This window comes from Pseudomonas sp., assembly GCF_030696055.1.
Lineage (GTDB): Bacteria > Pseudomonadota > Gammaproteobacteria > Pseudomonadales > Pseudomonadaceae > Aquipseudomonas.
In genome coordinates this window covers 1-23,493 of record NZ_JAUYNP010000249.1, presented here as the reverse complement: position 1 = coordinate 23,493, position 23,493 = coordinate 1, and the positions used below count along the sequence as shown (strand labels likewise).

Sequence of the window (23,493 nt, the reverse complement as noted above, 5' to 3'; positions counted from 1 at the left end):
AAGTCGGCCGCGAACCCTGGCCTCCGATTCTGGAAGCCTTTCCGCCCTGGAGCAAGCCATGCAAGACCTCGATCCCGTCGAAACCCAGGAATGGCTGGACGCCCTTGAGTCCGTCCTCGATCACGAGGGTGAAGACCGCGCACATTACCTGATGACCCGTATGGGCGAGCTGGCCACCCGCAGTGGTTCACAGCTGCCTTACGCGATCACCACGCCGTACCGCAACACCATCCCGGTAACCCACGAAGCACGCATGCCTGGCGACCTGTTTATGGAACGCCGCATTCGCTCGCTGGTGCGCTGGAACGCCCTGGCCATGGTGATGCGCACCAACCTGCACGACTCGGATCTGGGCGGCCATATCTCCAGCTTCGCCTCCTCGGCGACCCTGTATGACATCGGCTTCAACTACTTCTTCCAGGCTCCGACCGACGAGCACGGCGGCGACCTGATCTTCTTCCAGGGCCATGCCTCGCCGGGCGTGTATGCCCGCGCCTTTATGGAAGGCCGCATCAGCGAAGACCAGCTGAACAACTTCCGCCAGGAAGTCGATGGTCAAGGTCTGTCGTCCTACCCGCACCCCTGGCTGATGCCGGACTTCTGGCAGTTCCCTACCGTATCCATGGGTCTCGGCCCGATTCAGGCGATCTACCAGGCACGCTTTATGAAGTACCTGGAAGCGCGCGGCTTTATCCCCGCCGGCAAGCAGAAGGTCTGGTGCTTTATGGGCGACGGCGAGTGCGACGAGCCGGAATCGCTTGGCGCGATCTCCCTGGCTGGCCGCGAGAAGCTGGACAACCTGATCTTCCACATCAACTGCAACCTGCAGCGCCTCGACGGCCCGGTGCGCGGCAACGGCAAGATCATCCAGGAACTGGAAGGCGTATTCCGTGGTGGCGGCTGGAACGTCAACAAGGTGGTCTGGGGCCGTTTCTGGGACCCGCTGCTGGCCAAGGACGTCGACGGCATCCTGCAGCGCCGCATGGACGAAGTGATAGACGGCGAGTACCAGAACTACAAGGCCAAAGACGGCGCCTTCGTCCGCGAGCATTTCTTCAACAGCCCCGAGCTGAAAGAGATGGTCAAAGACCTCTCCGACGATGAAATCTGGAAGCTCAACCGCGGCGGCCACGACCCGTACAAGGTTTATGCGGCCTACCACCAGGCGGTCAACCACAAAGACCAGCCGACCGTGATCCTGGCCAAGACCGTCAAGGGTTATGGCACCGGCGCCGGTGAAGCGAAGAACACCGCGCACAACACCAAGAAGGTCGATGTCGACAGCCTGAAGAAATTCCGCGACCGCTTCGACATTCCGGTCAAGGATGATCAGCTGGAGAGCCTGCCGTTCTTCAAGCCGGAACCGGGCAGCGCCGAATACAAATACCTGCACGAGCGGCGTGCCGCCCTGGGCGGTTTCGTGCCGCAGCGTCGGGCCAACAGCTTCAGCATCCCGACCCCGCCGCTGGATACCCTCAAGGCCATCCTCGACGGTTCCGGCGACCGTGAAATCTCCACCACCATGGCCTTCGTGCGCATCCTCGCGCAGCTGGTCAAGGACAAGGATCTGGGTCAGCGCATCGTTCCGATCATCCCGGACGAAGCGCGTACCTTCGGTATGGAAGGCATGTTCCGTCAGCTCGGCATCTACTCCTCGGTCGGCCAGCTGTACGAGCCGGTGGATAAAGACCAGGTGATGTTCTACCGCGAGGACAAGAAGGGGCAGATCCTCGAGGAAGGCATCAACGAAGCCGGCGCCATGAGTTCCTTTATCGCCGCAGGTACCAGCTACAGCTGCCACAACCAGCCGATGCTGCCGTTCTATATCTTCTACTCGATGTTCGGTTTCCAGCGTATCGGCGACCTGGCCTGGGCCGCTGGCGACAGCCGCACCCGTGGCTTCCTGATCGGCGGTACCGCCGGCCGCACCACCCTGAACGGCGAAGGCCTGCAGCACGAAGACGGTCACAGCCACATCATGGCCGCGACCATCCCCAACTGCCGCACCTATGATCCGACCTACGGCTACGAGCTGGCGGTGATCATCCGTGAAGGCACGCGGCAGATGACCGAAGAGCAGCAGAACATCTTCTATTACATCACCGTGATGAACGAGTCCTACCAGCAGCCGGCCATGCCGAGCGGGGTCGAGGAAGGCATCATCAAGGGCATGTACCTGCTCGAGGAAGACAAGCGCGAAGCGGCGCACCACGTGCAGCTGCTCGGTTCGGGCACCATCCTGCGCGAAGTGCGCGAGGCGGCGAAGATCCTGCGCGACGAGTTCAATGTCGGCGCCGATGTATGGAGCGTCACCAGCTTCAACGAACTGCGTCGCGACGGCCTGGCAGTGGAGCGGCAGAACCGCCTGCACCCGGAGCACAAGCCCAAGCAGTCCTATGTCGAGCAGTGCCTGAGCGGCCGTCAGGGCCCGGTCATCGCCAGCACCGACTATATGAAATTGTTCGCCGACCAGATCCGCCAGTGGGTGCCGAGCAAGGAATACAAGGTCCTGGGTACCGACGGTTTCGGCCGCAGCGACACCCGCAAGAAGCTGCGTCACTTCTTCGAAGTGGACCGCAACTGGGTGGTCCTGGCCGCACTGGAAGCCCTCGCCGACCGTGGTGATATCGAACCTAAAGTGGTGGCCGAGGCCATCGCCAAGTTCGGCATCAACCCGGAAAAAATCAACCCACTGGACTGCTGAGGAGCGAAACGATGAGTGAAGTTATTCGCGTACCCGACATCGGCAGCGGTGAGGGTGAAGTGATCGAGTTGTTCGTCAAGGTTGGCGATCGCATCGAAGCCGACCAGAGCCTGCTGACTCTGGAGTCGGACAAGGCCAGCATGGAGATCCCGGCGCCCAAAGCCGGGGTGATCAAGAGCCTGAAAATCAAGCTGGGCGACCGTCTGAAAGAAGGCGACGAACTGCTGGAGCTGGAAGTCGAAGGTGCAGCAGCCGCTGCGCCAGCCGCTGCTGCTCCGGCCGCCGCGCCGCAAGCCGCGCAAGCGCCGGCTCCGGTTGCCGCGCCTGCCGCGGCGGCGAGCAGCAGCGTGCAGGATATCCACGTGCCGGATATCGGCTCGGACGGCAAGGCCAAGATCATCGAAATACTGGTCAAGGTCGGCGACTCGGTCGCAGCCGACCAGTCGCTGATTACCCTGGAGTCGGACAAGGCCAGCATGGAAATCCCCTCGCCGGTCGCCGGCGTGGTGGAAAGCATCGGCGTCAAGCTGGAAGACGAAGTCGGCACTGGCGATTTCATCCTCAAGCTGAAAGTGGCCGGCAGCGCACCTGCCGCCGCTCCAGCGCCAGCACCTGCGCAAGCGCCTGCCGTGCATACAACGCCCGCCGGCGCACACCCTGCGGTAGTCGCCGAAGTCAGCGCCATCGCCTCGCTGGCCGCGGCTGCCGCCAGCGTTGCCGCCGCGCCTGCAGCCGCCAGCGGCAGCAAAGTGCATGCGGGCCCGGCCGTGCGTCAGCTCGCTCGCGAGTTCGGCGTCGAGCTGTCGGCCGTGCCTGGCACAGGCCCCAAGGGTCGCGTGCTCAAGGAAGACGTGCAAGCCCACGTCAAAGCCATGATGCAGAAGGCCAAGCAAGCGCCGACTGGCGCAATCGGCGGCGCCGGCATCCCGCCGATTCCGACCGTGGACTTCAGCAAGTTCGGTGAAATCGAAGAAGTGGCGATGACCCGCCTGATGCAGGTCGGCGCCGCTAACCTGCATCGCAGCTGGCTCAACGTGCCGCACGTGACCCAGTTCGACTCGGCCGATATCACCGAGCTGGAAGCCTTCCGCGTGGCGCAGAAAGCCGTGGCGGAAAAGGCCGGGGTCAAGCTCACCGTGCTGCCGTTGCTGCTCAAGGCCTGCGCCTTCCTGCTCAAGGAACTGCCGGACTTCAACAGCTCGCTGGCGCCGAGCGGCAAGGCGATCATCCGCAAGAAATACGTGCACATCGGCTTCGCCGTGGACACCCCGGATGGCCTGCTGGTACCCGTGATCAAGAACGTCGATCAGAAGAGCCTGCTGCAGCTGGCCGCCGAAGCCGCCGCCCTGGCGGAAAAGGCGCGGACCAAGAAGCTGTCAGCCGATGATATGCAGGGCGCCTGCTTCACCATCTCCAGCCTCGGCCATATCGGCGGTACCGGCTTCACACCTATCGTCAACGCGCCGGAAGTGGCAATCCTCGGGGTGAGCAAGGCGACCATCCAGCCGGTGTGGGATGGCAAGGCCTTCCAGCCCAAACTGATGCTGCCGCTGTCGCTGTCCTACGACCACCGGGTGATCAACGGTGCCGCCGCGGCGCGCTTTACCAAGCGCCTCGCCGACGTCCTGGCGGATATCCGCACCATGCTGCTGTAACCGCTTCAACTTTCGAGCACGCCACGCTCGTATCCTCGACCCCGCCACTTTGGCGGGGTTTTTTTTGTGTTCAGCACATCCATGTGCTTCACCCCTTCGGGGCTTGCGCGCAAAAACGCTCCCGGCGTTTTTGTGGCTTGCCATCCATGGCAGCCACCTCCGGCCGTCGCTGCGCGACGTTAAAAATGGCTCCCGGCCATTTTTGCCTTTACCACCATGGCACAGTGCGTAGGGCGGACATGCCGCAAGGCTTGTCCGCCATGCAGGCCGCAGAGCGGACAAGGCGCTGCCATGTCCACCCTACAACGACCGGCCTAGCCTTTTTGCAGATTGCGAATCAGAAAGCTCAGGGCCTTGGCCAGCTCGGCCGCGCCCTTATGGTCGCGCACTATGCTGAGCAGCGGGCTGCCATCGTTGGGGTTATGCAGTACGCAGCTGATGCCGCTCGCCGGGCACTCGTAGCGCACATAGGGATCGGCGCCGAACAGGCTGATCAGCCGGTTGTGCACGGCGATATCGGTGCCGTTCTGCCCGCGCACTTCCTCACGCAGCAGCAACTCGCCGGAGCCGGCCAGGCTCAGCTGATACAGGCGATCCTGGCGTTGCGCCTGGCCGACCTGATAGGCCGCGCGCAGGGCATAGGTTTTCAGCAGATCGTTGCTATGGGCGAGCAACGCCTGGCGCTCATCCTGGGTCAGGTACAAGCGTTTCAGCTCGGCCAGATAATGGCTCTGTTCGGTACTGCTCAGCCCCGCACCCAGCTCACCGGCAAATGCCGCAGACATCCCCAGGCAGCTGCTTAACAACACTGCGCCTATTAGTTTTCTTGTCAGTCGCAATTGCATGATGCACCCTTAGCCGACGCGATAAGTGAAGTGGGCCGAGGCCCTCGCCTCGGTCAGCATACTGGAAGCCCGCCACGGAATGAAAAACCATCCCGATGCCGCAAGTCGTTTAGCGGCCGAGGTTGTGACGCAGTTGCCCGTGCCCTCGCGCCTCGGCATGTTGCGTTTCGAACGTTTGAACGAGGCCAGTTGGACCCTGCTCTATCTCGACGCGGCCTGCGAACAGCAGTTGGGCATTCCCGCCCAGGAGCTCTGCGCCCTGCTCGACTCGCCCTACGCCAGCCTGATGGAGCCGGCGGCCCGTTATCAGCTGCATGACGAGATTGCGCAACAGCTGGCCGCGCACAAGCATTACGCGGTGAGCTACAGCCTGCATACGCCCCATGGCCCCCTGCGCCTGCTGGAAATGGGCGAAGCCTTCAACCAGCATGGCCGCCAGATGCTCCACGGCTACCTGCTGCCCCTGCACAACAACCCCGAACCGGCCCAGCAGGCCTTGGCCCTGTACCAGCGCAGCCAGGCCGAACTGCAGCAACAGCAGCGCCGCTCCCAGGCCCAGCGTAGCCTGATAGTGCAGCTGGCGCGCCACCACTACGGCGAGCACAACCCGCTGCGCGAAGCCGCCGAACTGATCAGCAAGAGCGCCTGCGACACCTACGGCGTGGCCCGCGCCGGAATCTGGAGCCTGCACGGCCAGCAGCTGCAACCCGTGGCCCTGTACCTGCGCGAGCTCGGACAACATATAGAGCCGGCCGCCATAGATGCCAGCCCCTACCCCAATTACCTGCACGCCCTGCAAAGCGGCCGCGCCCTGGATGCCCACGATGCGCAGCAGGACCCGCGCACCCGCGAACTGAGCGCCGACTACCTGCAGCCCCTGGGCATCACCGCCATGCTCGACGCCAGCATCCGCGTCGAGGGTGAAGTGGTCGGCGTGCTGTGCCTGGAACATATAGGCGCGCCGCGCACCTGGCAGCCCGACGAAATCGCCTTCGCCGGCGAGCTGGCCGACCAGTACGCCCAGGTTCTTAGCAGCCAGCAGCGGCGCATGGCCACCAGCACCCTGCACCTGTTCCAGCGCGCCGTCGAGCAGAGCTCCAGCGCCTTTATCCTGCTGGATCGCGACGGCCTGGTGGAGTACGTGAACCCCAGCTTCACCGCCATCACTCTGTACAGCGCCGGCGAAGTGCAGGGCCGGCGCCTGTCGGAAATGCCCGCCCTGGAAAACCTCAGCGAGCTGCTGTTCGATGCCGGCCCCAATCTGGCCGAGCACAATAGCTGGCAAGGCGAATTCAAGAGCCGGCGCAAGAACCTCGAGCCTTACTGGGGCCATCTGTCGCTGTCCAAGGTGCATGCCGACGATGGCCGCCTGACCCACTTTATCGGCATCTACGAAGACATCACCGCCAGCAGACAGGCGCAGCAATATATCGAGCGCCTGGCCTTTCGCGACAACCTCACCGGCCTGGGCAACCGCTACGCCTTTATCCGCGCCCTGGAAAGCCACTTTGCCGACAGCCCGGACAAGCCGATCAGCCTGCTGCTGGTGGACATCGACAACTTCAAACGGATCAACGACAGCCTCGGCCACCAGACCGGCGACAAGCTGCTCAGCAGCCTGGCCCGGCGTCTGCGCAACAGCCTGAAAAGCGTGAATATCCTGGCGCGTTTCGCCAGCAACGAATTCGCCATCCTGCTCGACAGCGCCAGCCTCGAAGACAGCCAGCGGATCGCCCAGCAGGTGCTGCACACCCTGGACAAGCCACTGTTCGTCGACAACCAGCTGATCAGCGTCACCGGCTCGATCGGCCTGGCCTGCGCTCCCGCCCACGGCACCGACCCGCAGACCCTGATGAAGCACACCGGCCTGGCCCTGCACAAAGCCAAGGCCAACGGCAAAAACCAGCTGCAGGTGTTTACCGAAGCCCTGAATGCCGAGGCGCACTACAAGCTGTTCGTCGAGAACAACCTGCGCCGCGCCCTGATGCAGAACGAGCTGGAAGTCTTCTACCAACCCAAGCTGTGCCTGAAGAGCGGCCAGCTGCTGGGCATGGAAGCCCTGCTGCGCTGGCATCACCCGGAAAAGGGCATGATCAGCCCGGACAAATTTATCGGCGTAGCGGAAGAAACCGGCCTGATCATCCCCATCGGCAAATGGGTGGTGCGCCAGGCCTGCCGCATGAGCAAGCAACTCGGCGCCATCGGCCACGGCAGCCTGCAGATGGCCATCAACCTGTCGCCCAAGCAGTTCTCCGACCCCGATCTGGTCGGTGAAATCGCCGCCATCCTGCAGGAAGAACAGCTCGATCCAAGGCAGCTGGAACTGGAGCTGACCGAGAGCCTGTTGCTGGAAGCCACCGACGACACCCGCCACCAGCTCAGCCGCCTGAAGAGCCTGGGCCTGACCCTGGCCATGGACGACTTCGGCACCGGCTACTCGTCGCTCAGCTACCTGAAGAAATTCCCCATCGACGTGATCAAGATCGACCGCAGCTTTATCCAGGATATTCCGCAGGATCAGGACGATATGGAGATCACCTCGGCGGTGATCGCCATGGCCCACAACCTCAAGCTCAAGGTGGTCGCCGAAGGCGTCGAAACCGCCGCCCAACTGGGCTTCCTGCGCAGCCAGCGCTGCGATATCGGCCAGGGCTACCTGTTCGACAGGCCGATTGCCGGACGTGATCTGCTGGAAAGCCTGAAACGTTATCCCGCTCGGCGCTAAATTACCTTGTAGGAGCCAGCTTGCTGGCGACCCCTGCAGGTCAAACGCATCGCCAGCAAGCTGGCTCCTACACCGACTGCTGTGCTTAACATGCAGCTTGAAGTTGCCCCGGAGGCCCCCATGGTTTTGCGCTCACAGATTCTCGCCCATAAACTCGAACTGCCCACGGCCGAGCAAGCCCTGCCCGGCCGCGCCGAAGCCATGGCGGTGCCGGCGGCCCATTTCGTCAACGGCAACCCGCTGCAGGGGCCATTTCCCGCCGGCCTGCAACAAGCGGTATTCGCCCTGGGCTGTTTCTGGGGCGCCGAGCGGCGCTTCTGGCAGCAGCCGGGCGTGTGGAGCACCGCGGTCGGCTATGCCGGCGGCCATACGCCCAACCCCAGCTACGAGGAAACCTGCTCGGGCCTGACCGGCCACACCGAGGTGGTGCTGGTGCTGTTCGACCCTCGGCAGATCAGCTATGCAACGCTGCTGAAAGTCTTCTGGGAAGCGCACAACCCGACCCAAGGCATGCGTCAGGGCAACGATATCGGCAGCCAATACCGCTCGGCCATCTACTGCTATGGCGTCGAACAACTGGCCGCGGCGCAGGCCAGCCAGGCGCAGTTCGAAGCCGAACTGGCCAAGGCCGGCTTCGGCCCCATCACCACGGAAATCCGCGAGGCGCCGCCCTTCTACTATGCCGAGGCCTATCACCAGCAATACCTGGCGAAAAATCCGGGCGGTTATTGCGGCCTGGGCGGCACCGGGGTCTGTCTGCCAAGCTAATAGGCGAGCAGGTCTAGGTAGCCCTAGACCTGCCAGAGCGTCACAGCACCTGGGGCTGCTGCGCCCCCTCGGCTTTCGCCCCAGGCATCCAGTTCTTCAACAGCGCCCCGATCCGATAGCCGCGCCAACCGAGCATGCGGGTGGCGGTTAGCACCCCGGCCATCAGCGCGCCGCCGACTCCGGCGGTCACCGTATCCGCCCCGGTCAGATAGAGACCCTTGATCGGCGTCTGGCTGTGAATCCAGTGCTGTTCGAAACGCTGCACGCTGTGGTCGATGCCGTAGATCTCGCCTTCCTCGTTCCACTGGTACCACTCGGTGGACAGCGGCGTGCCCAGCTCGCAGAAGTCCAGCGCGCCGCGCAGTTGCGGCTGGTGGCGGTACAGGGTTTCCAGCAGCTGCGCAGTGAGCTCGGCCTTGAACGCCTCGTACTCGGCGCCGCGCTTGCCCCAGGTGCTGCCCTTCCACTGGGCGAACCACTGCGGCTGGGTCGGCGCAACGATCTCCACCGTGGCCTTGTGCGGGTAATGGGCATCCCAGGCCGGGTCCTTGGCGGAGGGGAAGCTGATATAAATCAGCGGCATCGCCGGGTTCTGCCCGGCCATAAAGCTGCTGACGTTATGGTCGTGATCATGGCTCGGGTAGACCCAATAGTTGGTCTTCGGCAGCTTCAGCTCGGCGGCGCTGCCCTTAAAGCCGGCGTACAGGCACAGGGTGGCGGCCGACAGTTTGACCTTTCGCAGCGGCGCCAACAGGCCATATTCGCTCGCCACCTGGTGGTCGATCAGACGGGTATAGGTGGGCACCAGGCCGGCGCAGCTGACGATCTGCGGGGCGCGGATTTCCAGGCCACCCTTCAGCATACGCACCCCGACCGCACGACCATTCTCGACCAGTATCTTGTCGACCCCGGCATAGGTGAACACCTGGCCGCCGGCCGCCTCGATCACCGGGATGATGGTCTCGGAAATCTTCGTCGCACCGCCCACCGGGTAGTTACCGCCGGTGATGTAGTGCTTGGCGACCATGGCGTGCATGACGAAGGCCGCCTCAGCCGGCGGCAGGCCGTAGTCGCCCCACTGGGCGGTGAGCACGCCGATCAGCTGCTGGTTCTGGGTCAGGCCTTCGAGCACTTCGCGGGTGGTCTTGAAGAAGTAGGCCGGCAGCCACAGGCGGCGCAGCCTGGCGTAGAGCATGCCCAGGGAACGCGGCAAAGCCTGGCCGGCGAAGAAACGCGGCACCCGGGCGCTGACCTCGCTAAGCAGCTCGACATAGCGGTCAATCGCGCTAGCGTCCTCGGGAAAATGGCGCTTTATCTCCGCCTTGAACTCCTCGCGCCCGGCCACGTAGTCGTAGGTCTGCTCGCCTATCACTATGCGGTCGTAATGGGCGTCCATCGGCGCCCATTCGAGCTTGCCGCCTGAGATCACATCGAAGATCCGCCGGATCGCCGACCAGGGTTTGTGCACCTCGCCGATATAATGCACGCCCACGTCCCACTCGTAGCCTTCGCGCTCGTAGCTGTGGGTGTAGCCGCCGGCGGTGTAGTGCTGCTCCAGCACGCACACCCGCTTGCCTAGCTTGGCCAGCAGCGCCGCGGTGGTCAGGCCGCCGATACCGGAGCCGATGATAATGGCGTCGTAGTCGTTGCCGAGCAGGCGCGGACGGAAGCGGGTACCGGTGCGTTTCATAAGAGGCTCCTGCGCTATTGTTATTATGCAATTTTTTGCATACTAGGCAGGCATTCTGTCTAATGCAACTTTTTGCATAATCCGTATACTGCCGCGCACCCTTTATCTGCCCCGTGAAATCCGCCCATGTCGCTCAAGCACGCCATTCTTATCCTCCTGGAAAGCGAACCCGGCAGCGGCTACGACCTGCTCAAGCGCTTCAAGGATGGCCTCGGCTACTTCTGGAACGCCAAGCACCAGCAGGTCTACCTGGAACTGAAGAAGCTCAACGAGGCCGGCTGGCTGGAGTTCGAGGCCGAGGCCCAGGAAACCCGCCCGGACAAGAAGATCTACCGCCTGACCCCGACCGGCCACGCCGAGCTGCTGCGCTGGCTGGGCGAGCCGGTGCAACCGAACACGATCAACGATGCGCTGCTGGTCAAGCTGTATGCCGGCGCCCATACCTCGCTGGATAACCTGCGCGAGGAAATGCAGCGGCACGTGGCGGTACACCGCAAGACCCTGGACAGCCTGCTGAACATCGAGCGCGACTACCGCGCCCTGCCCGACGAGCAACGCAGCGCCCTGCGCCTGCCCTACCTGACCCTGCGCCGCGGCATACTCGGCGAACAGTCCTGGCTGGCCTGGGCCGCTGAAGTCGAGCAGGAACTGGGCCGCGACTAGCAGCGACGGTGGGCTGGATGCCAGGTCATAAGCAAACCGCTAGACTGCAAGCCAATAGCCACCAGCCCAGCCGCCCTACCGAGTCCGCTATGCCTGAAGCGCCCGCCTATATCACGCCCGATCAGCTCTGTGTCGGCCTATATATCCAACTCGAACTGGCCTGGTGGGAGCACAACTTCGCCTTCAGCAATTTCAAGATCAAGGACGAAGCGCAGATCAAGGCGCTGCGCGCGCTGGGCCTGCAACGCCTGCGTTATGACCCCGCGCGCAGCGACTGCGTGCCCCGGACGCCGCAGCCCGCGCCGATAGAAGCACCAGCCGAAGCGCCGCCACCCAGCGCCGAGGAGCAAGCGCGCCAGCTGCGCGCGGCCAAGCTCAGCGTGCTGCGCAAGCGCCTGGCCGAGGTGGACCGCAAATTTATCCAGGCCAGCAAGCAGGTCAAGGCGCTCAACCAGACCCTGCGCAACCGCCCGGAAGACGCCATCAAGCAGGCCGGCGCGGTGGTCGGCGCCCTGGTCGAGGCCATGCTCGGCGAAGACGGCGCCGCGCTGCACAGCATCAACGGCAAGGCCGCCGATAACGCCTACTCCCACCCGCTGAACGTCACGGTGCTGTCGATGCTGCTCGGCCGCCAACTTGGCTTCGATGCCGAGGCCTGCCATATCCTCGGCCTCGGCGCGCTGCTGCATGACATGGGCAAGCTGGAGGTGCCGAGCAAGGTGCTGCTCAAGGCCGAACCCCTGACCCGCCCGGAGCAGCAGTTGCTGCAACTGCACAGCGAGTTCGGCCTGCGCCGCGGTCAGCAGCTGATGCTGGACGACGAGGTGCTGCGCATCCTTCACGAGCACCACGAGTACTGCGACGGCAGCGGCTACCCGCGCGGCCTGAGTGAAGCGGCGATCGGTCGGCTGAGCCGGGTGGTGTGCATCACCAACCACTTCGACAACCTGTGCAACCCGCTCAACCCGCGCGATGGCCTGAGCCCGCACGAGGCGCTGTCGACCATGTTCAACCAGCAACGCCAACGCTTCGACGAGGTCGCGCTGCGAGCCTTTATCCGTTGCATGGGCATCTACCCGCCGGGCAGCCTGGTGCAGCTGGACAACGGCCGCCACGGCCTGGTGCTGGGCATGCACCCGAGCCTGCCGCTCAAGCCGACGCTGATCCTCTACGACCCCGAGGTACCCAAGGAAGAAGCCCTGATCGTCAACCTTGAGCACGAGCCCCAGCTAGCGATCGCCCGCAGCGTACGCCCGGCGCAACTAGCGCCGGCGGAACTGGACTACCTCAACCCGCGCCAGCAGCTCAGTTACTACGTCGAACCACGCCAGCCGCTGCCCTAAGAGCCGCCCATGCATGCTCCAGGGAGGAGCGTGTAGCGGCGTAACCCTCCTGGCCCGACCGAGGCCCGCAAAACTCACCGGGTAGCCGCGATACACGGCGAGTTAAATGCAGACGGCAGATAGCCTTTTAACCCGATGGGTATCGCGAAGCTCAAGCCACCTACGGGTTGTGCCCTAATGCCACGTGGCGCGGGTGGGCTCGGATCAACGGTCAATCAGGCGCTTTCGCGTACCTGGGTTTGCCCCAAGGCCCGCCGATTGGACAGGTAGACGTTATCCGCTTGCGGCACCTCGCCGCTTTCCAAGGCCCGCAACCATTGCTCGGTGCTCAGCACGGCGGCGAAGCCGGTGTGCATGACCAGGGTAAACACCCGATGAATCTCCTCGGCGGTCGCCGCGCCCAGGCTGTTCACATAGGGCAATGAGCCAGAAGCATCGTGCAGCAACTCAACGTTCCAGCCTTCATGCTTGGCTTGGCGCACGGTGGCGTCGTTGCAGTTGTGGGTCATGTAGCCGACCACGGTCAGGGTGTCGATCTGCCGCTCGCGCAGCCAGGCGCCGAGATCGGTGCCGGTCAGGGCGCTGGCGACGTTTTTCTCGACTAGGTGATCGCGGTGGCGGCCGGCGACCAGTGGGTGCAGTTCGGCCTGCTCGCTACCCCGGGCGAACAGCGGCGCGGTCTCCGGCGCCAGATGCTGCACCACCACGACCGGAATTCCTGCGGTCTGGGCGGTATCCATGGCCTTGGCGATATTGGCGAGGGACTGGTTCACGTCCGGGTACTCGATCAACAGGTTGCCGGTGACGTATTCGTTCTGCACATCGATAACGATCAGGGCGCGGCGGGGCTGCTGAGTCATAGTGGCGATCCTCATGGTTGGTGTGAGGCAGATTCTTCACCCGCCGACGCCTAGCCCGTGAGTGGCCCGAATGACAAACTCCGCTATTATCGGGCCAACTCATTGACCCGCAAACAGGCAGATATTTCGTGCACAAGCATGTCGTGGCGGTGGTCGCCTTCAACCAGATCAGCCCTTTCCACCTGTCCGTACCCTGCATGGTGTTCGGCGAATTCAGTCCGAAAGAGGCGGCGTTCGAGCTGAAGGTCTGCGCCGTCGAGGAGGGTCCTCTGAGCACTACTGCCGGCTTCAGCCTGGCCGTCGAGCATGGCCTGGAAGCATTGCACGGGGCGCAGACGGTGATAGTGCCGAGCTGGCGCGACACACAGGAGCGGCCGCCGCAGGCGTTGCTCGATGCGCTGGTGGCAGCCCATCGGCGTGGCGCCCAACTGGTTGGCCTGTGCTTGGGCGCCTTCGTGCTGGCCGAAACCGGCCTGCTCGACGGTCGTAAGGCGACCACGCACTGGGCGCTGGCCAAGGAGTTCGCCCGACGCTTTCCCGCCGTCGAGGTGGATGCCGATGTGCTCTATATTGATGACGGCGAACTGCTGACCTCGGCCGGCACCGCCGCCGGGATTGACTGCTGCCTGCACCTGCTGCGCCGGCACTGCGGCGCCGAAGTGGCGAACAAGGTGGCGCGGCGCTTGGTGGTGCCGCCGCATCGCCAAGGCGGGCAAGCGCAGTTCATCGAGCAGCCGCTGCCGGCCACCGCGCGGGACGACCGTTTGGCCGGCCTGCTCGACTGGCTGCGCGAACACCTGCATCAGGCCCACAGCCTGGACAGCCTTGCCGAGCGCGCCTTGATGAGCCGCCGCACCTTTACCCGGCATTTCCGCCAACTGACCGGCAGCACCCTGGGCAACTGGCTGCAGGCCGAACGGGTGGCGTTGAGCCAACGTCTGCTGGAAAGCACCGATCAGCCAGTGGAAGCCATCGCCATCCTGGCCGGTTTCGGCTCGTCGGTGTCCCTGCGCCAACAGTTCAACGTCGCCCTTGGCGTGTCGCCAAGGGCATACCGGCGCAGCTTCCGCGGCATTTAAGCCTCGCCCTGGCGGGCTAAAACCCAGCCTACGACTGCCTGCTACGGCAGGGCCTCGGCGTCCTGTGCCTACAGGGGAACACGTCGATCACCTTGCCGGCGCGGATGGCCGGGCAACTTGGTCGTGCAACCTCTATCCGGTTGTCTGGGTTTGCCGGTAAAGCCGATGGCACGGGCCGCCCTGAGTGCGCCGGCAAGCACACCCGCAATAAGCGGTTATTGATCCACGTTGATCAAGCACTGGGGGCTGATAACGCGATGGGTAGCGCTGCGCTTAACCCAGCCTACGTGCTCGAGCCCGGAGCTTATGGCTTACCGCTTGGAGCTTCCTCGATCAACCAATCCATCCGCCAGCCGCCCTGGCTTTGCCCCAGCAGCTGGGCCAGCCAGGGCAGGATCTGCTTGAGTTCGTCTTCCAGGCCCCAAGGCGGGTTGCTGATCACCAGGCCGGAGCCGTTCAGGCGCGCGGCTTCGTCGGTGGGGTGCACATAGAGTTCGACCCGCAGCAGCTTGGGCGCCTTGCTCTTTTGCAGGTCGTTGTAGAAGCGCTTGAGCTGGCGCAGGTCCTTGATCGGGTACCAGATCGCCACCACCGCCTGGCGCATACGGCTTATGGCTTCGCTGAGGGACTGGGCGCAGCGCTCCATTTCGTCGGTCTGTTCGAACGGCGGGTCGATCAGCAGCAGCGCGCGCTTCTCCCGGGTCGGCAGCAGAGCGCGCGGCACATGCCAGCCTTCGCCCAGGTGCACGGCCACGCGGCGGTCGCCGGTCATATTTTCCTTGAGCAGGCGGCCGTCTTCCGGGTGTTTCTCGTTCAGGTGCAGGCGGTCCTGCTCGCGGGTCAGCAGGCGCGCCAGCTCCGGCGAGCCGGGGTAATGGCGCAGCACGCCATCGGGGTTCATGGCGCGTATCACTTCCAGGTAGTCGAGCAGTGGGTCCGGCACCTCCGTGGCCTGCCACAGCCGCGCTATGCCTTGCAGCCACTCGCCGGTGCGGCTGGCCGCATCGCCTTGCAGGTCGTACAGGCCGACGCCGGCATGGCTGTCGAGGTAGGCGAAGGGCGCCTCCTTGCGTGACAGCAGGGCGATCAGGCGGCTCAAGACGTAGTGTTTCAGTACATCGGCATGGTTGCCGGCGTGGAAGGCGTGGCGGTAGTTCATCGGCGGACTCCTGTGGCCGCACAGTTTAACAGGCCGCTACAAAACTGCCGCGCCAGCATTTGCACTGGCCATAGCCGCCCGCCACTGGCTAAGGTAATGCCTCCCGGCCCAAGGGAGTTGGGTAGAAATCGCCATGGAGTTTGCGATGAAACTGCAAGAGTTGCTGGGTATCGACTTGCCCTTGATCCAGGCCCCCATGGCCGGGGTGCAGAACCACGCCCTGGCCGCTGCCGTGTCGAATGCCGGCGCCCTGGGCTCGCTGCCCTGCGCCATGCTCGACGCCGCCGGCTTGCGTAGCGAGCTGAGCGCGCTCAGGGCCAAGACCGCTAAGCCGTTTAACCTGAACTTCTTCTGCCATAGCCCGGCGCCAGCCGACCCGCAGCGCGAAGCCGCCTGGCGCAGCGCCCTGTCTCCTTATTACGCCGAGTTCGGTATCGACCCGGCGAGCATCGCCGCCGGCCCAGGTCGGCAGCCGTTTAGCGGCGAAATGTCCGAGGTGCTGGAAGAGTTCCGTCCGGCTGTGGTGAGCTTCCACTTCGGCCTGCCCTCGGCCGAGCTGCTGGCCCGGGTCAAAGCCTGTGGGGCCAAGGTGCTCAGCTCGGCCACCACGGTCGAGGAAGCGCTATGGCTGCAAGAGCGGGGCGTGGACGCGATTATCGCCCAGGGCCTGGAAGCCGGCGGCCATCGCGGCCACTTCCTGGATAGGGATATCAGCCGCCAGTTGGGCACCTTCGCCCTGCTGCCGCAGATGGTCCAGGCCGTGCGCCTGCCGGTGATAGCCGCCGGCGGTATCGCCGACGCCCGAGGCGTACGCGCCGCCATGGCCCTGGGCGCTGCCGGGGTGCAGATCGGCACCGCCTACCTGTGCTGCCCGGAAGCCACCACCAGCGCCGTGCACCGCGCCGCGCTAAACGGGCCAGAGGCTCGGCATACGGCGCTGACCAATCTATTTAGCGGCCGCCCGGCACGCGGCATAGTCAACCGGCTGATGCGTGAACTGGGCCCGCTTAGCCCCACGGCGCCAGGTTTCCCCCTGGCCACCGCAGCCATAGCGCCGCTGCGCAGCAAGGCGGAAAGCCTGGGCAGCGGCGACTTCTCGCCGCTGTGGGCCGGGCAGAATGCCAGCGGCTGCAAGGCCATAGCCGCCGCCGAACTGACCGCCGAACTGGCTAAAGGCTTTGTGGCCCGGTAGCCCGCGCTTTTAGCCGTTGATCCAGCCTGTAGGAGCCAGCTTGCTGGCAAGCAGCCGATCAACAGCATCGCCAGCAAGCTGGCTCCTACCAAGGCAACGGCAAAACGCTTGTACGCCTAAGCTCCCGAGCCGCAACCCTGCCCAACGGCCAGTTATCACGCTTATTGATAGTGCTGGGAGCCTCGCCTGGGGCTGCTTAGACTCGGCGCATCCTAAATGGAGGTATTCCCATGTCCGAGTCCCTGCTCAGCTCCCGCAACCTGGCCTTCGAACTTTTTGAGGTGCTGGACGCCGAAGCCCTGACCCAGCGTGAGCGCTTTGCCGAGCACAGCCGCGAGACCTTCGACGCGGCCATCGACACCGCCCGCAGCATCGCCGAGAAGCTGTTCGCCCCGCACAACCGCAAGAACGACGAGCACGAGCCCGAGTATGTCGACGGCGCCGCCGTGCTGATCCCCGAGGTCAAGCCAGCGGTGGACGCCTTCCTCGAGGCCGGCTTCCTCAATGCCACAAGGGACTTCGAAACTGGCGGGATGCAGCTGCCCAATCTGCTGTCGCAGGCCTGCTTCGCCCACTTCCAGTCGGCGAATGCTGCGACCACCTCCTACCCCTTTCTGACCATGGGCGCGGCCAACCTGATCGAGACCTTTGGCAGTGCCGAGCAGAAGCAGCGCTTTCTACAGCCGATGATCGAGGGGCGCTTCTTCGGCACCATGGCGCTGACCGAGCCCCACGCCGGCTCCTCCCTGTCGGATATCCGCACCAAGGCTGAACCCGCTGCGGACGGCAGCTACCGGATCAAGGGCAACAAGATCTTTATCTCCGGCGGCGACCATCCATTGAGCGAGAACATCGTGCATATGGTGCTGGCCAAGCTGCCGGACGCACCGCCCGGGGTGAAGGGCATCAGCCTGTTTATCGTGCCGAAGTTCCTGGTCAACGACGACGGCAGCCTGGGCCCGCGCAACGACGTGGTGCTGGCCGGGCTGTTCCACAAGATGGGCTGGCGCGGCACCACCTCCACGGCGCTCAACTTTGGTGATAACGCGGGGGGCGATAACGGCGGCTGCGTCGGCTATCTGGTGGGCAAGCCGCACGCAGGCCTGTCCTATATGTTCCAGATGATGAACGAGGCGCGCATCGGCGTCGGCATGGGCGCGGTGATGCTCGGCTACGCCGGCTATCTGTACTCCCTCGATTACGCCCGCCAGCGCCCCCAAGGTCGCCTGCCGGACGGCAAGGACCCGACTTCCAGCCAGGTGGCGATCATCGAGCACGCCGATGTGCGGCGCATGCTGCTGACCCAGAAAGCCTATGTGGAAGGCGCCTTCGACCTCGGCCTGTATGCCGCGCGGCTGTTCGACGACACCCAGACCCTGGCCACCGAGGAAGAGCGACGCAGCGCCCTGGAGCTGCTGGATCTGCTCACCCCGATCGTCAAATCCTGGCCTTCGGAGTTCTGCCTGAAGGCCAACGAGCTGGCGATCCAGATTCTCGGCGGCCACGGCTATACCCGCGATTACCCGGTGGAGCAGTACTACCGCGACAACCGCTTGAACCCCATTCACGAAGGCACCCACGGCATCCAGTCGCTGGACCTGCTCGGCCGTAAGGTGTCGATGAATGGCGGCGCGGCGCTCAAGCAACTGGTCAAGCTGATCCAGGGCACCTGCCAACGCGCCGAAGCACACGAGTCGCTAAACGCCCTGCGCCAACCCCTGGAGCAACTGCTGGCGCGCCTGTCGGCGGTGACCCTGGCGCTGCTGGGCGACCTGATGAGCGGCAAGGTCAATCAGGGCCTGGCCAACTCGGCGCTGTACCTGAAGGTGTTCGGCCATCTGGTGATCGGCTGGCGCTGGCTGGAGCAGGCGATCAAGGCCGAACAGGGTCTGGCGGCCGGTAACCCGGCGGATGCCGACTTCTATAAAGGCAAGCTGCAAGCCGCGCGCTATTTCCTGACCTGGGAAGTGCCGAGCTGCCACCACGACCTGGCCCTACTGGAAGCCCGTGACGACACCTGCCTGGGCATGCAGGACGCCTGGTTCTAAGGCTTATCGGTTGACCCTAGGGTGGGTTAGCGGCGCAGGAAAATCGATGTTTGACGTGCCGCGCTGAGCGAGCGCCGCGTAACCCACCAATGTCTAGTCCAGATCGGGCACTGTGGTGGGTTACGGCGCAATCGAGAGATGCGGGTGCAGGCCGACCGGGACAGGCGCCCCACCCTACGCAGTTGATTGCCACCCCCTAAACAATGCCTCGCTCCTGCGGGGCGTTTTTTTGACAGCCCGGTAAAGGCAGCGGTTAGAATCCGGCATGACCTCTGCATTGCAGGGGCGCCCCCGCCCATTCGCCCGGAGTACGCCCTTGGACGCCACCACCATCAATAATCTGTTCTTGATCGGTGCAATGCTGGTGACCATGAGCATTCTGGTCAGTGCATTCGGCTCGCGTTTCGGCATCCCCATCCTGGTGATTTTCCTCGCGGTCGGCATGCTGGCCGGCACCGATGGCCCCGGCGGCATCGTCTTCGATAATTACCCGCTGGCCTATCTGGTCGGCAACCTGGCGCTGGCGATCATCCTGCTCGACGGCGGCATGCGCACGCGGGTCGCGAGCTTCCGCGTGGCGCTGTGGCCGTCCTTGTCCCTGGCCACGGTCGGCGTGTTGGTCACCGCCGGGCTGACCGGCATCGCCGCCGCCTGGCTGTTCGAGCTGAGCTGGATGGAAGGCCTGCTGATCGGCGCCATAGTCGGCTCCACCGATGCCGCGGCGGTGTTCAGCCTGCTCGGCGGGCGCGGCCTCAACGAGCGGGTCAGCGCCACCCTGGAGATCGAATCCGGCAGCAACGATCCGATGGCGGTGTTCCTCACCGTGACCCTGATCGAGATGCTCGCCGCGGGGCAGGCCGAGCTCGGCTGGCATTTCGTCGTGGAGCTGCTGAGCGAGTTCGGTATCGGCGCCCTGCTCGGCCTGGGCGGCGCCTGGCTGCTGCTGCAGGTGGTCAACCGCATGAGCCTGGCCAACGGCCTGTATCCGCTGCTGGTGGTCAGCGGCGGCCTGATGATCTTCGCCATCACCAACGCCGTAGGCGGCAGCGGCATCCTCGCCATCTACCTGTGCGGCCTGCTGCTGGGCAACCGGCCGATCCGCTCGCGTCACGGCATCCTGCACATACTCGACGGCCTGACCTGGCTGGCGCAGATCGGCATGTTCCTGGTCCTCGGCCTGCTGGTCACCCCCCACGAGCTGCTGCCGATCATCCTGCCGGCCCTGGGCCTGGCGCTGTGGATGATACTGTTCGCCCGGCCGCTGTCGGTGTTCCTCGGCCTGCTGCCGTTCCGCGCCTTCCACGACCGCGAGAAGGCCTTTATCGCCTGGGTCGGCCTGCGCGGCGCGGTGCCGATCATTCTCGCGGTGTTCCCGCTGATGGCCGGGCTGCCGAACGCCCAGCTGTTCTTCAACGTGGCCTTCTTTATCGTGCTGGTGTCCCTGCTGCTGCAGGGCACCAGCCTGCCCTGGGCGGCCAAGCTGCTCAAGGTCACGGTGCCGCCGGACCCGGCGCCGGTCTCCCGCGCCGGCCTGGAAGTGTACCCGACCAGCCAGTGGGAGCTGTTTATCTACCGCCTGGGCGCCGAGAAATGGTGCATAGGCGCGCCCCTGCGCGAGCTGAAGATGCCCGAGGGCACGCGCATCGCCGCGCTGTTTCGCAACAAGGAACTGCTGCACCCCTCCGGCAGCACCAGCCTGGAAGCCGGCGACCTGCTCTGCGTGGTCGGCCATGAACATGACCTGCCGGCCCTCGGCAAGCTGTTCAGCCAGGCGCCCAAGCGCGGCCAGGACCTGCGTTTCTTCGGCGATTTCATCCTGGAAGGCGATGCCCAGCTGGCCGCCGTGGCCACCCTGTATGGCTTGCAACTGCAGGGTGCCGAAGGCCAGCTGCACCTAGGGCGCTTTATCGCCCACCAGATCGGCGGCGAACCGGTGATCGGCGACCAGGTGGAATGGCAAGGCCTGACCTGGACGGTGGCGGCGATGGACGGCAACAAGGTACGCAAGGTCGGCGTCAAATTCCCCGAAGGGGCCCGCCCCGGCCCGGGCCTATTCCTCTAACAGGTTCTAACGGCTTGCGGGGGCGCACGCAACGGCTGTTGCGCAGCCTGTTAGACTCAGCATCTTTTTTGAGCCGTACGATCATCCCTATGCCTTCTTTACGCTCCTACTTTGCCGCCACCCTGCTCGGGCTGTGCCTCTGCGCGCCCCTGCTGCACGCCGCCGAAGCACCGAACAGCGCCGCCGTGCAGCGCAATCTGGAAACCCTGGCCGAGCGCAAACTGCCGGAAGCCGAGCAGCAGGCGCTCAAGCAGACCCTGGAAAAAACCCTGGAACTGCTGACCGAGCAGGCCGCCAGCCAGCAGGCCCTGCACGACCTGCAAAAACAGCTGGAGCAGGCGCCGCGCCTGATTAGCGAAGCCCGGCGCGAATTCGAGCGGCTGAAGGCCAGCAAAACCACCCCGGTCAACCAGCGCTTTGGCAAAAGCCCGGTGGCGCAGCTGGAGCCATTGCTCGCCGAGCGCAACAACCAGTTGAACCAGTGGCAAAAGCAGCTGATTGAAGCCAACAGCCTGATCATCACCGCGCAGACCCGTCCGGAACGCGCCCAGGCCGAGATCAGCAGCAACCAGACCCGCAGCCAGGCCATCAACAACAGCCTGAAAAGCGGCAAGGATGGCGGCAAGCCGCTGAGCGCCGAACGCCGCGACCTGCTCAACGCCGAACTGGCCAAGCTGGAGGCGCAGACCCAGTTGCGCCGCCAGGAGCTGGCCGGCAACAGCCAGTTGCAGGACCTCGGCAACAGCCGCCGAACCCTGCTCGAAGAGCACATCCGGCGCATCGAGCAGGAACTGCTCGACCTGCAGACCCTGATCAATGACAAGCGCCAGGCGCAGTCTGAGCAAACCGTCGCCGAGCAGTCGCGCGAAGCCCTGAAAGCCGGCGACGGCACCCTGCTGGCGCGGGAAAGCGCGCTCAACCTGAAGCTCTCCGATTACCTGCTGCGCGCCACCGAACGCCTCAACCAACTGACCCGGGAAAACCTGCAGACCAAGCAGCAGCTGGACAGCGTCAACCAGAGCGACCAGGCCCTGGATGAGCAGATCAGCGTGCTGCAGGGTAGCCTGCTGCTGTCGCGCATTCTCTACCAGCAACAGCAGGCACTGCCCAAGCTGCAGATCGACAGCGACCTGGCCAACCAGATCGCCGACCTGCGCCTGTACCAGTTCGAGCTGAACCAGCTGCGCGAAAGCATCAACAACCCCAGCGCCTATGTCGACCAGCTGCTCGCCCAACAAAGCGGCGATGCCGAGACGCCCAGCCTGCGCGCCGACCTGCTGGACATCACCGCCACCCGCCGCGAGCTGATCGACCGCCTGAACCGCGAGCTGAATGCCCTGCTCAACGAGTCGATCACCCTGCAACTGAACCAGAAGCAGCTGCAAAGCACCGCCCAGGCCCTGCGCACCACCCTGGACGAGCAGCTGTTCTGGATTCCCAGCAACAAGCCGCTGGACCTGGACTGGTTCACATCGGTGCCGCGCCTGCTGAAAAAGCAGATCGCCGAACTGCCCTGGGGCTCCAACCTGAGCCAGCTGGGCGCCGGCCTGGTCGAGCGACCGCTGCTGTTCCTGCCGCTGCTGCTGTTGATCGCCGTGCTGCTGTGGCGCCGCGGCTACCTGTACCGCAAGCTCAACGAGCTGCACCAGGACATCGGCCACTTCAAGCGCGACAGCCAACTGCACACGCCCATGGCGATCCTCCTCAACCTGCTGCTGGCGCTGCCCGGCACGCTGTTCCTGGCCCTGTGCGGCTACGCCCTGCAGATGGATGCGCGCGGGCAGAACGTCAACCTGGGCGCCGCGCTGTTCCAGATGGCCCAGGCCTGGCTGGTGTTCTACACCGTGTACCGGATGCTGGCGCCGGCGGGCGTGGCCGAGCTGCATTTCCACTGGCCACAGCCGCAGGTGGCCTTCCTGCACCGGCAGATCCGCCGCCTGGGGCTGGTGGTCATGGCCCTGGTCGCGGTGGTGACGGTTGCCGAGCATCAGCCGGCCAGCCTCGCCAATGACGTGATCGGCCTGGCCGTGGTGCTCGGCTGCTACGCCCTGATGGCCTGGCTGCTGTACAAACTGCTGCTCAGCGGCCCGGCCCGCGAGCATGCCTTGCGCACGCTGATCGGCACCGCTCTGAGCCTGCTGCCGCTGGCGCTGATAGTCGCGGTGGGTTTCGGCTACTACTACACCGCGTTGAAGCTCAGCGACCGCCTGATCAATACCCTCTACCTGCTGATGATCTGGCAGATCATCGAAGCCACCTTCGTCCGCGGCCTGGCGGTGGCGGCGCGGCGTCTGGCCTTCCAGCGCGCCGCGAGCAAGCGCCAGGCGCAGAGCAAGGAAGGCGTCGACGGCGAGGTGGCCATCGAAGAGCCGACCCTGGATATCGAGCAGGTCAACCAGCAGTCGCTGCGGTTGATCCGCCTGGCCCTGCTCGGCACCTTCCTCGCCGGCCTGTACTGGGTCTGGGCCGACCTGATCTCGGTGTTCTCCTACCTGGACAATATCGCCCTCTACCAATACAGCAGCGGCAGCGGCGACAGCGCCAGCCTGGTGCCGATCAGCCTCAGCGACGTGCTCGGCGCGCTGATCATAGTCGGCATCACCGTGGCCCTGGCGCGCAACCTGCCCGGTCTGCTCGAAGTGCTGGTGCTCTCAAGGCTGAACCTGGCCCAGGGCAGCGCCTACGCCACCACCACCCTGC

At 64.6% G+C, this 23,493-nt stretch carries 15 protein-coding genes; 11 read left to right on the top strand and 4 right to left on the bottom strand.

Features of this window, described 5'->3' with window-relative positions; genetic code table 11:
* Nucleotides 1–58 precede the first annotated feature (58 nt).
* Both aceE and aceF read left to right on the top strand, forming a co-directional pair.
* Complete coding sequence (aceE, locus tag Q8Q83_RS14725) at nt 59–2,704, top strand: pyruvate dehydrogenase (acetyl-transferring), homodimeric type (protein ID WP_305624886.1); 2,646 nt, start codon at nt 59–61, stop codon at nt 2,702–2,704.
* Nucleotides 2,705–2,715: 11 nt separating this feature from the next.
* The gene (gene aceF, locus Q8Q83_RS14720; RefSeq protein ID WP_305624885.1) at nt 2,716–4,359 is read left to right on the top strand and encodes a dihydrolipoyllysine-residue acetyltransferase; all 1,644 of its coding nucleotides are present in this window, start codon (nt 2,716–2,718) and stop codon (nt 4,357–4,359) included.
* A 314-nt stretch (nt 4,360–4,673) separates the two neighbouring features.
* Here aceF and Q8Q83_RS14715 read toward each other — a convergent pair whose 3' ends face one another.
* Nucleotides 4,674–5,144, bottom strand: coding sequence for a hypothetical protein (locus Q8Q83_RS14715; RefSeq protein WP_305624884.1), 471 nt, complete (start codon nt 5,142–5,144; stop codon nt 4,674–4,676).
* A 139-nt stretch (nt 5,145–5,283) separates the two neighbouring features.
* Here Q8Q83_RS14715 and Q8Q83_RS14710 point away from each other — a divergent pair, with 139 nt between their 5' ends.
* Together Q8Q83_RS14710 and msrA are read left to right on the top strand one after the other, a co-directional pair.
* Complete coding sequence (locus Q8Q83_RS14710) at nt 5,284–7,929, top strand: bifunctional diguanylate cyclase/phosphodiesterase (protein ID WP_305624883.1); 2,646 nt, start codon at nt 5,284–5,286, stop codon at nt 7,927–7,929.
* Nucleotides 7,930–8,049: 120 nt separating this feature from the next.
* Complete coding sequence (gene msrA / locus Q8Q83_RS14705; RefSeq protein WP_305624882.1) at nt 8,050–8,697, top strand: peptide-methionine (S)-S-oxide reductase MsrA; 648 nt, start codon at nt 8,050–8,052, stop codon at nt 8,695–8,697.
* A 40-nt stretch (nt 8,698–8,737) separates the two neighbouring features.
* Here msrA and Q8Q83_RS14700 read toward each other — a convergent pair whose 3' ends face one another.
* Nucleotides 8,738–10,387 carry an NAD(P)/FAD-dependent oxidoreductase gene (locus Q8Q83_RS14700; protein WP_305624881.1) on the bottom strand — a complete coding sequence of 550 codons (1,650 nt, stop codon included), beginning with the start codon at nt 10,385–10,387 and terminating at the stop codon, nt 8,738–8,740.
* Nucleotides 10,388–10,513: 126 nt separating this feature from the next.
* Here Q8Q83_RS14700 and Q8Q83_RS14695 point away from each other — a divergent pair, with 126 nt between their 5' ends.
* Entirely contained in the window at nt 10,514–11,050 is a 537-nt protein-coding gene (locus Q8Q83_RS14695) for a PadR family transcriptional regulator (RefSeq protein WP_305624880.1), read from the top strand.
* 89 nt (nt 11,051–11,139) lie between these two features.
* A complete protein-coding gene (locus tag Q8Q83_RS14690) occupies nt 11,140–12,393 on the top strand; it encodes an HD-GYP domain-containing protein (protein WP_305624879.1) in 1,254 nt (417 codons plus the stop codon).
* 215 nt (nt 12,394–12,608) lie between these two features.
* Here the strand turns inward: Q8Q83_RS14690 and Q8Q83_RS14685 are convergent, their stop codons facing one another.
* Nucleotides 12,609–13,253 (bottom strand): cysteine hydrolase family protein, encoded by a 645-nt coding sequence (locus Q8Q83_RS14685; protein ID WP_305624878.1) that lies wholly within the window; start codon nt 13,251–13,253, stop codon nt 12,609–12,611.
* A gap of 128 nt (nt 13,254–13,381) precedes the next feature.
* On the opposite strand from Q8Q83_RS14685, the gene Q8Q83_RS14680 reads away from it, so the two are divergent.
* Nucleotides 13,382–14,332, top strand: coding sequence for a helix-turn-helix domain-containing protein (locus tag Q8Q83_RS14680; RefSeq protein ID WP_305624877.1), 951 nt, complete (start codon nt 13,382–13,384; stop codon nt 14,330–14,332).
* Between the two features lie 304 nt (nt 14,333–14,636).
* Here Q8Q83_RS14680 and Q8Q83_RS14675 read toward each other — a convergent pair whose 3' ends face one another.
* Complete coding sequence (locus Q8Q83_RS14675; protein WP_305624876.1) at nt 14,637–15,491, bottom strand: 23S rRNA (adenine(2030)-N(6))-methyltransferase RlmJ; 855 nt, start codon at nt 15,489–15,491, stop codon at nt 14,637–14,639.
* Nucleotides 15,492–15,636: 145 nt separating this feature from the next.
* On the opposite strand from Q8Q83_RS14675, the gene Q8Q83_RS14670 reads away from it, so the two are divergent.
* From Q8Q83_RS14670 to mscK, 4 genes are all read left to right on the top strand, one after another.
* Complete coding sequence (locus Q8Q83_RS14670) at nt 15,637–16,683, top strand: nitronate monooxygenase family protein (RefSeq protein ID WP_305624875.1); 1,047 nt, start codon at nt 15,637–15,639, stop codon at nt 16,681–16,683.
* Nucleotides 16,684–16,913: 230 nt separating this feature from the next.
* Nucleotides 16,914–18,731 carry an acyl-CoA dehydrogenase gene (locus Q8Q83_RS14665; RefSeq protein ID WP_305624874.1) on the top strand — a complete coding sequence of 606 codons (1,818 nt, stop codon included), beginning with the start codon at nt 16,914–16,916 and terminating at the stop codon, nt 18,729–18,731.
* A gap of 316 nt (nt 18,732–19,047) precedes the next feature.
* Nucleotides 19,048–20,793 (top strand): potassium/proton antiporter, encoded by a 1,746-nt coding sequence (locus tag Q8Q83_RS14660; protein ID WP_305624873.1) that lies wholly within the window; start codon nt 19,048–19,050, stop codon nt 20,791–20,793.
* A gap of 89 nt (nt 20,794–20,882) precedes the next feature.
* Nucleotides 20,883–23,493 (top strand): mechanosensitive channel MscK (mscK, locus tag Q8Q83_RS14655; RefSeq protein WP_305624872.1); only part of this gene is annotated, 2,611 nt, incomplete at its 3' end.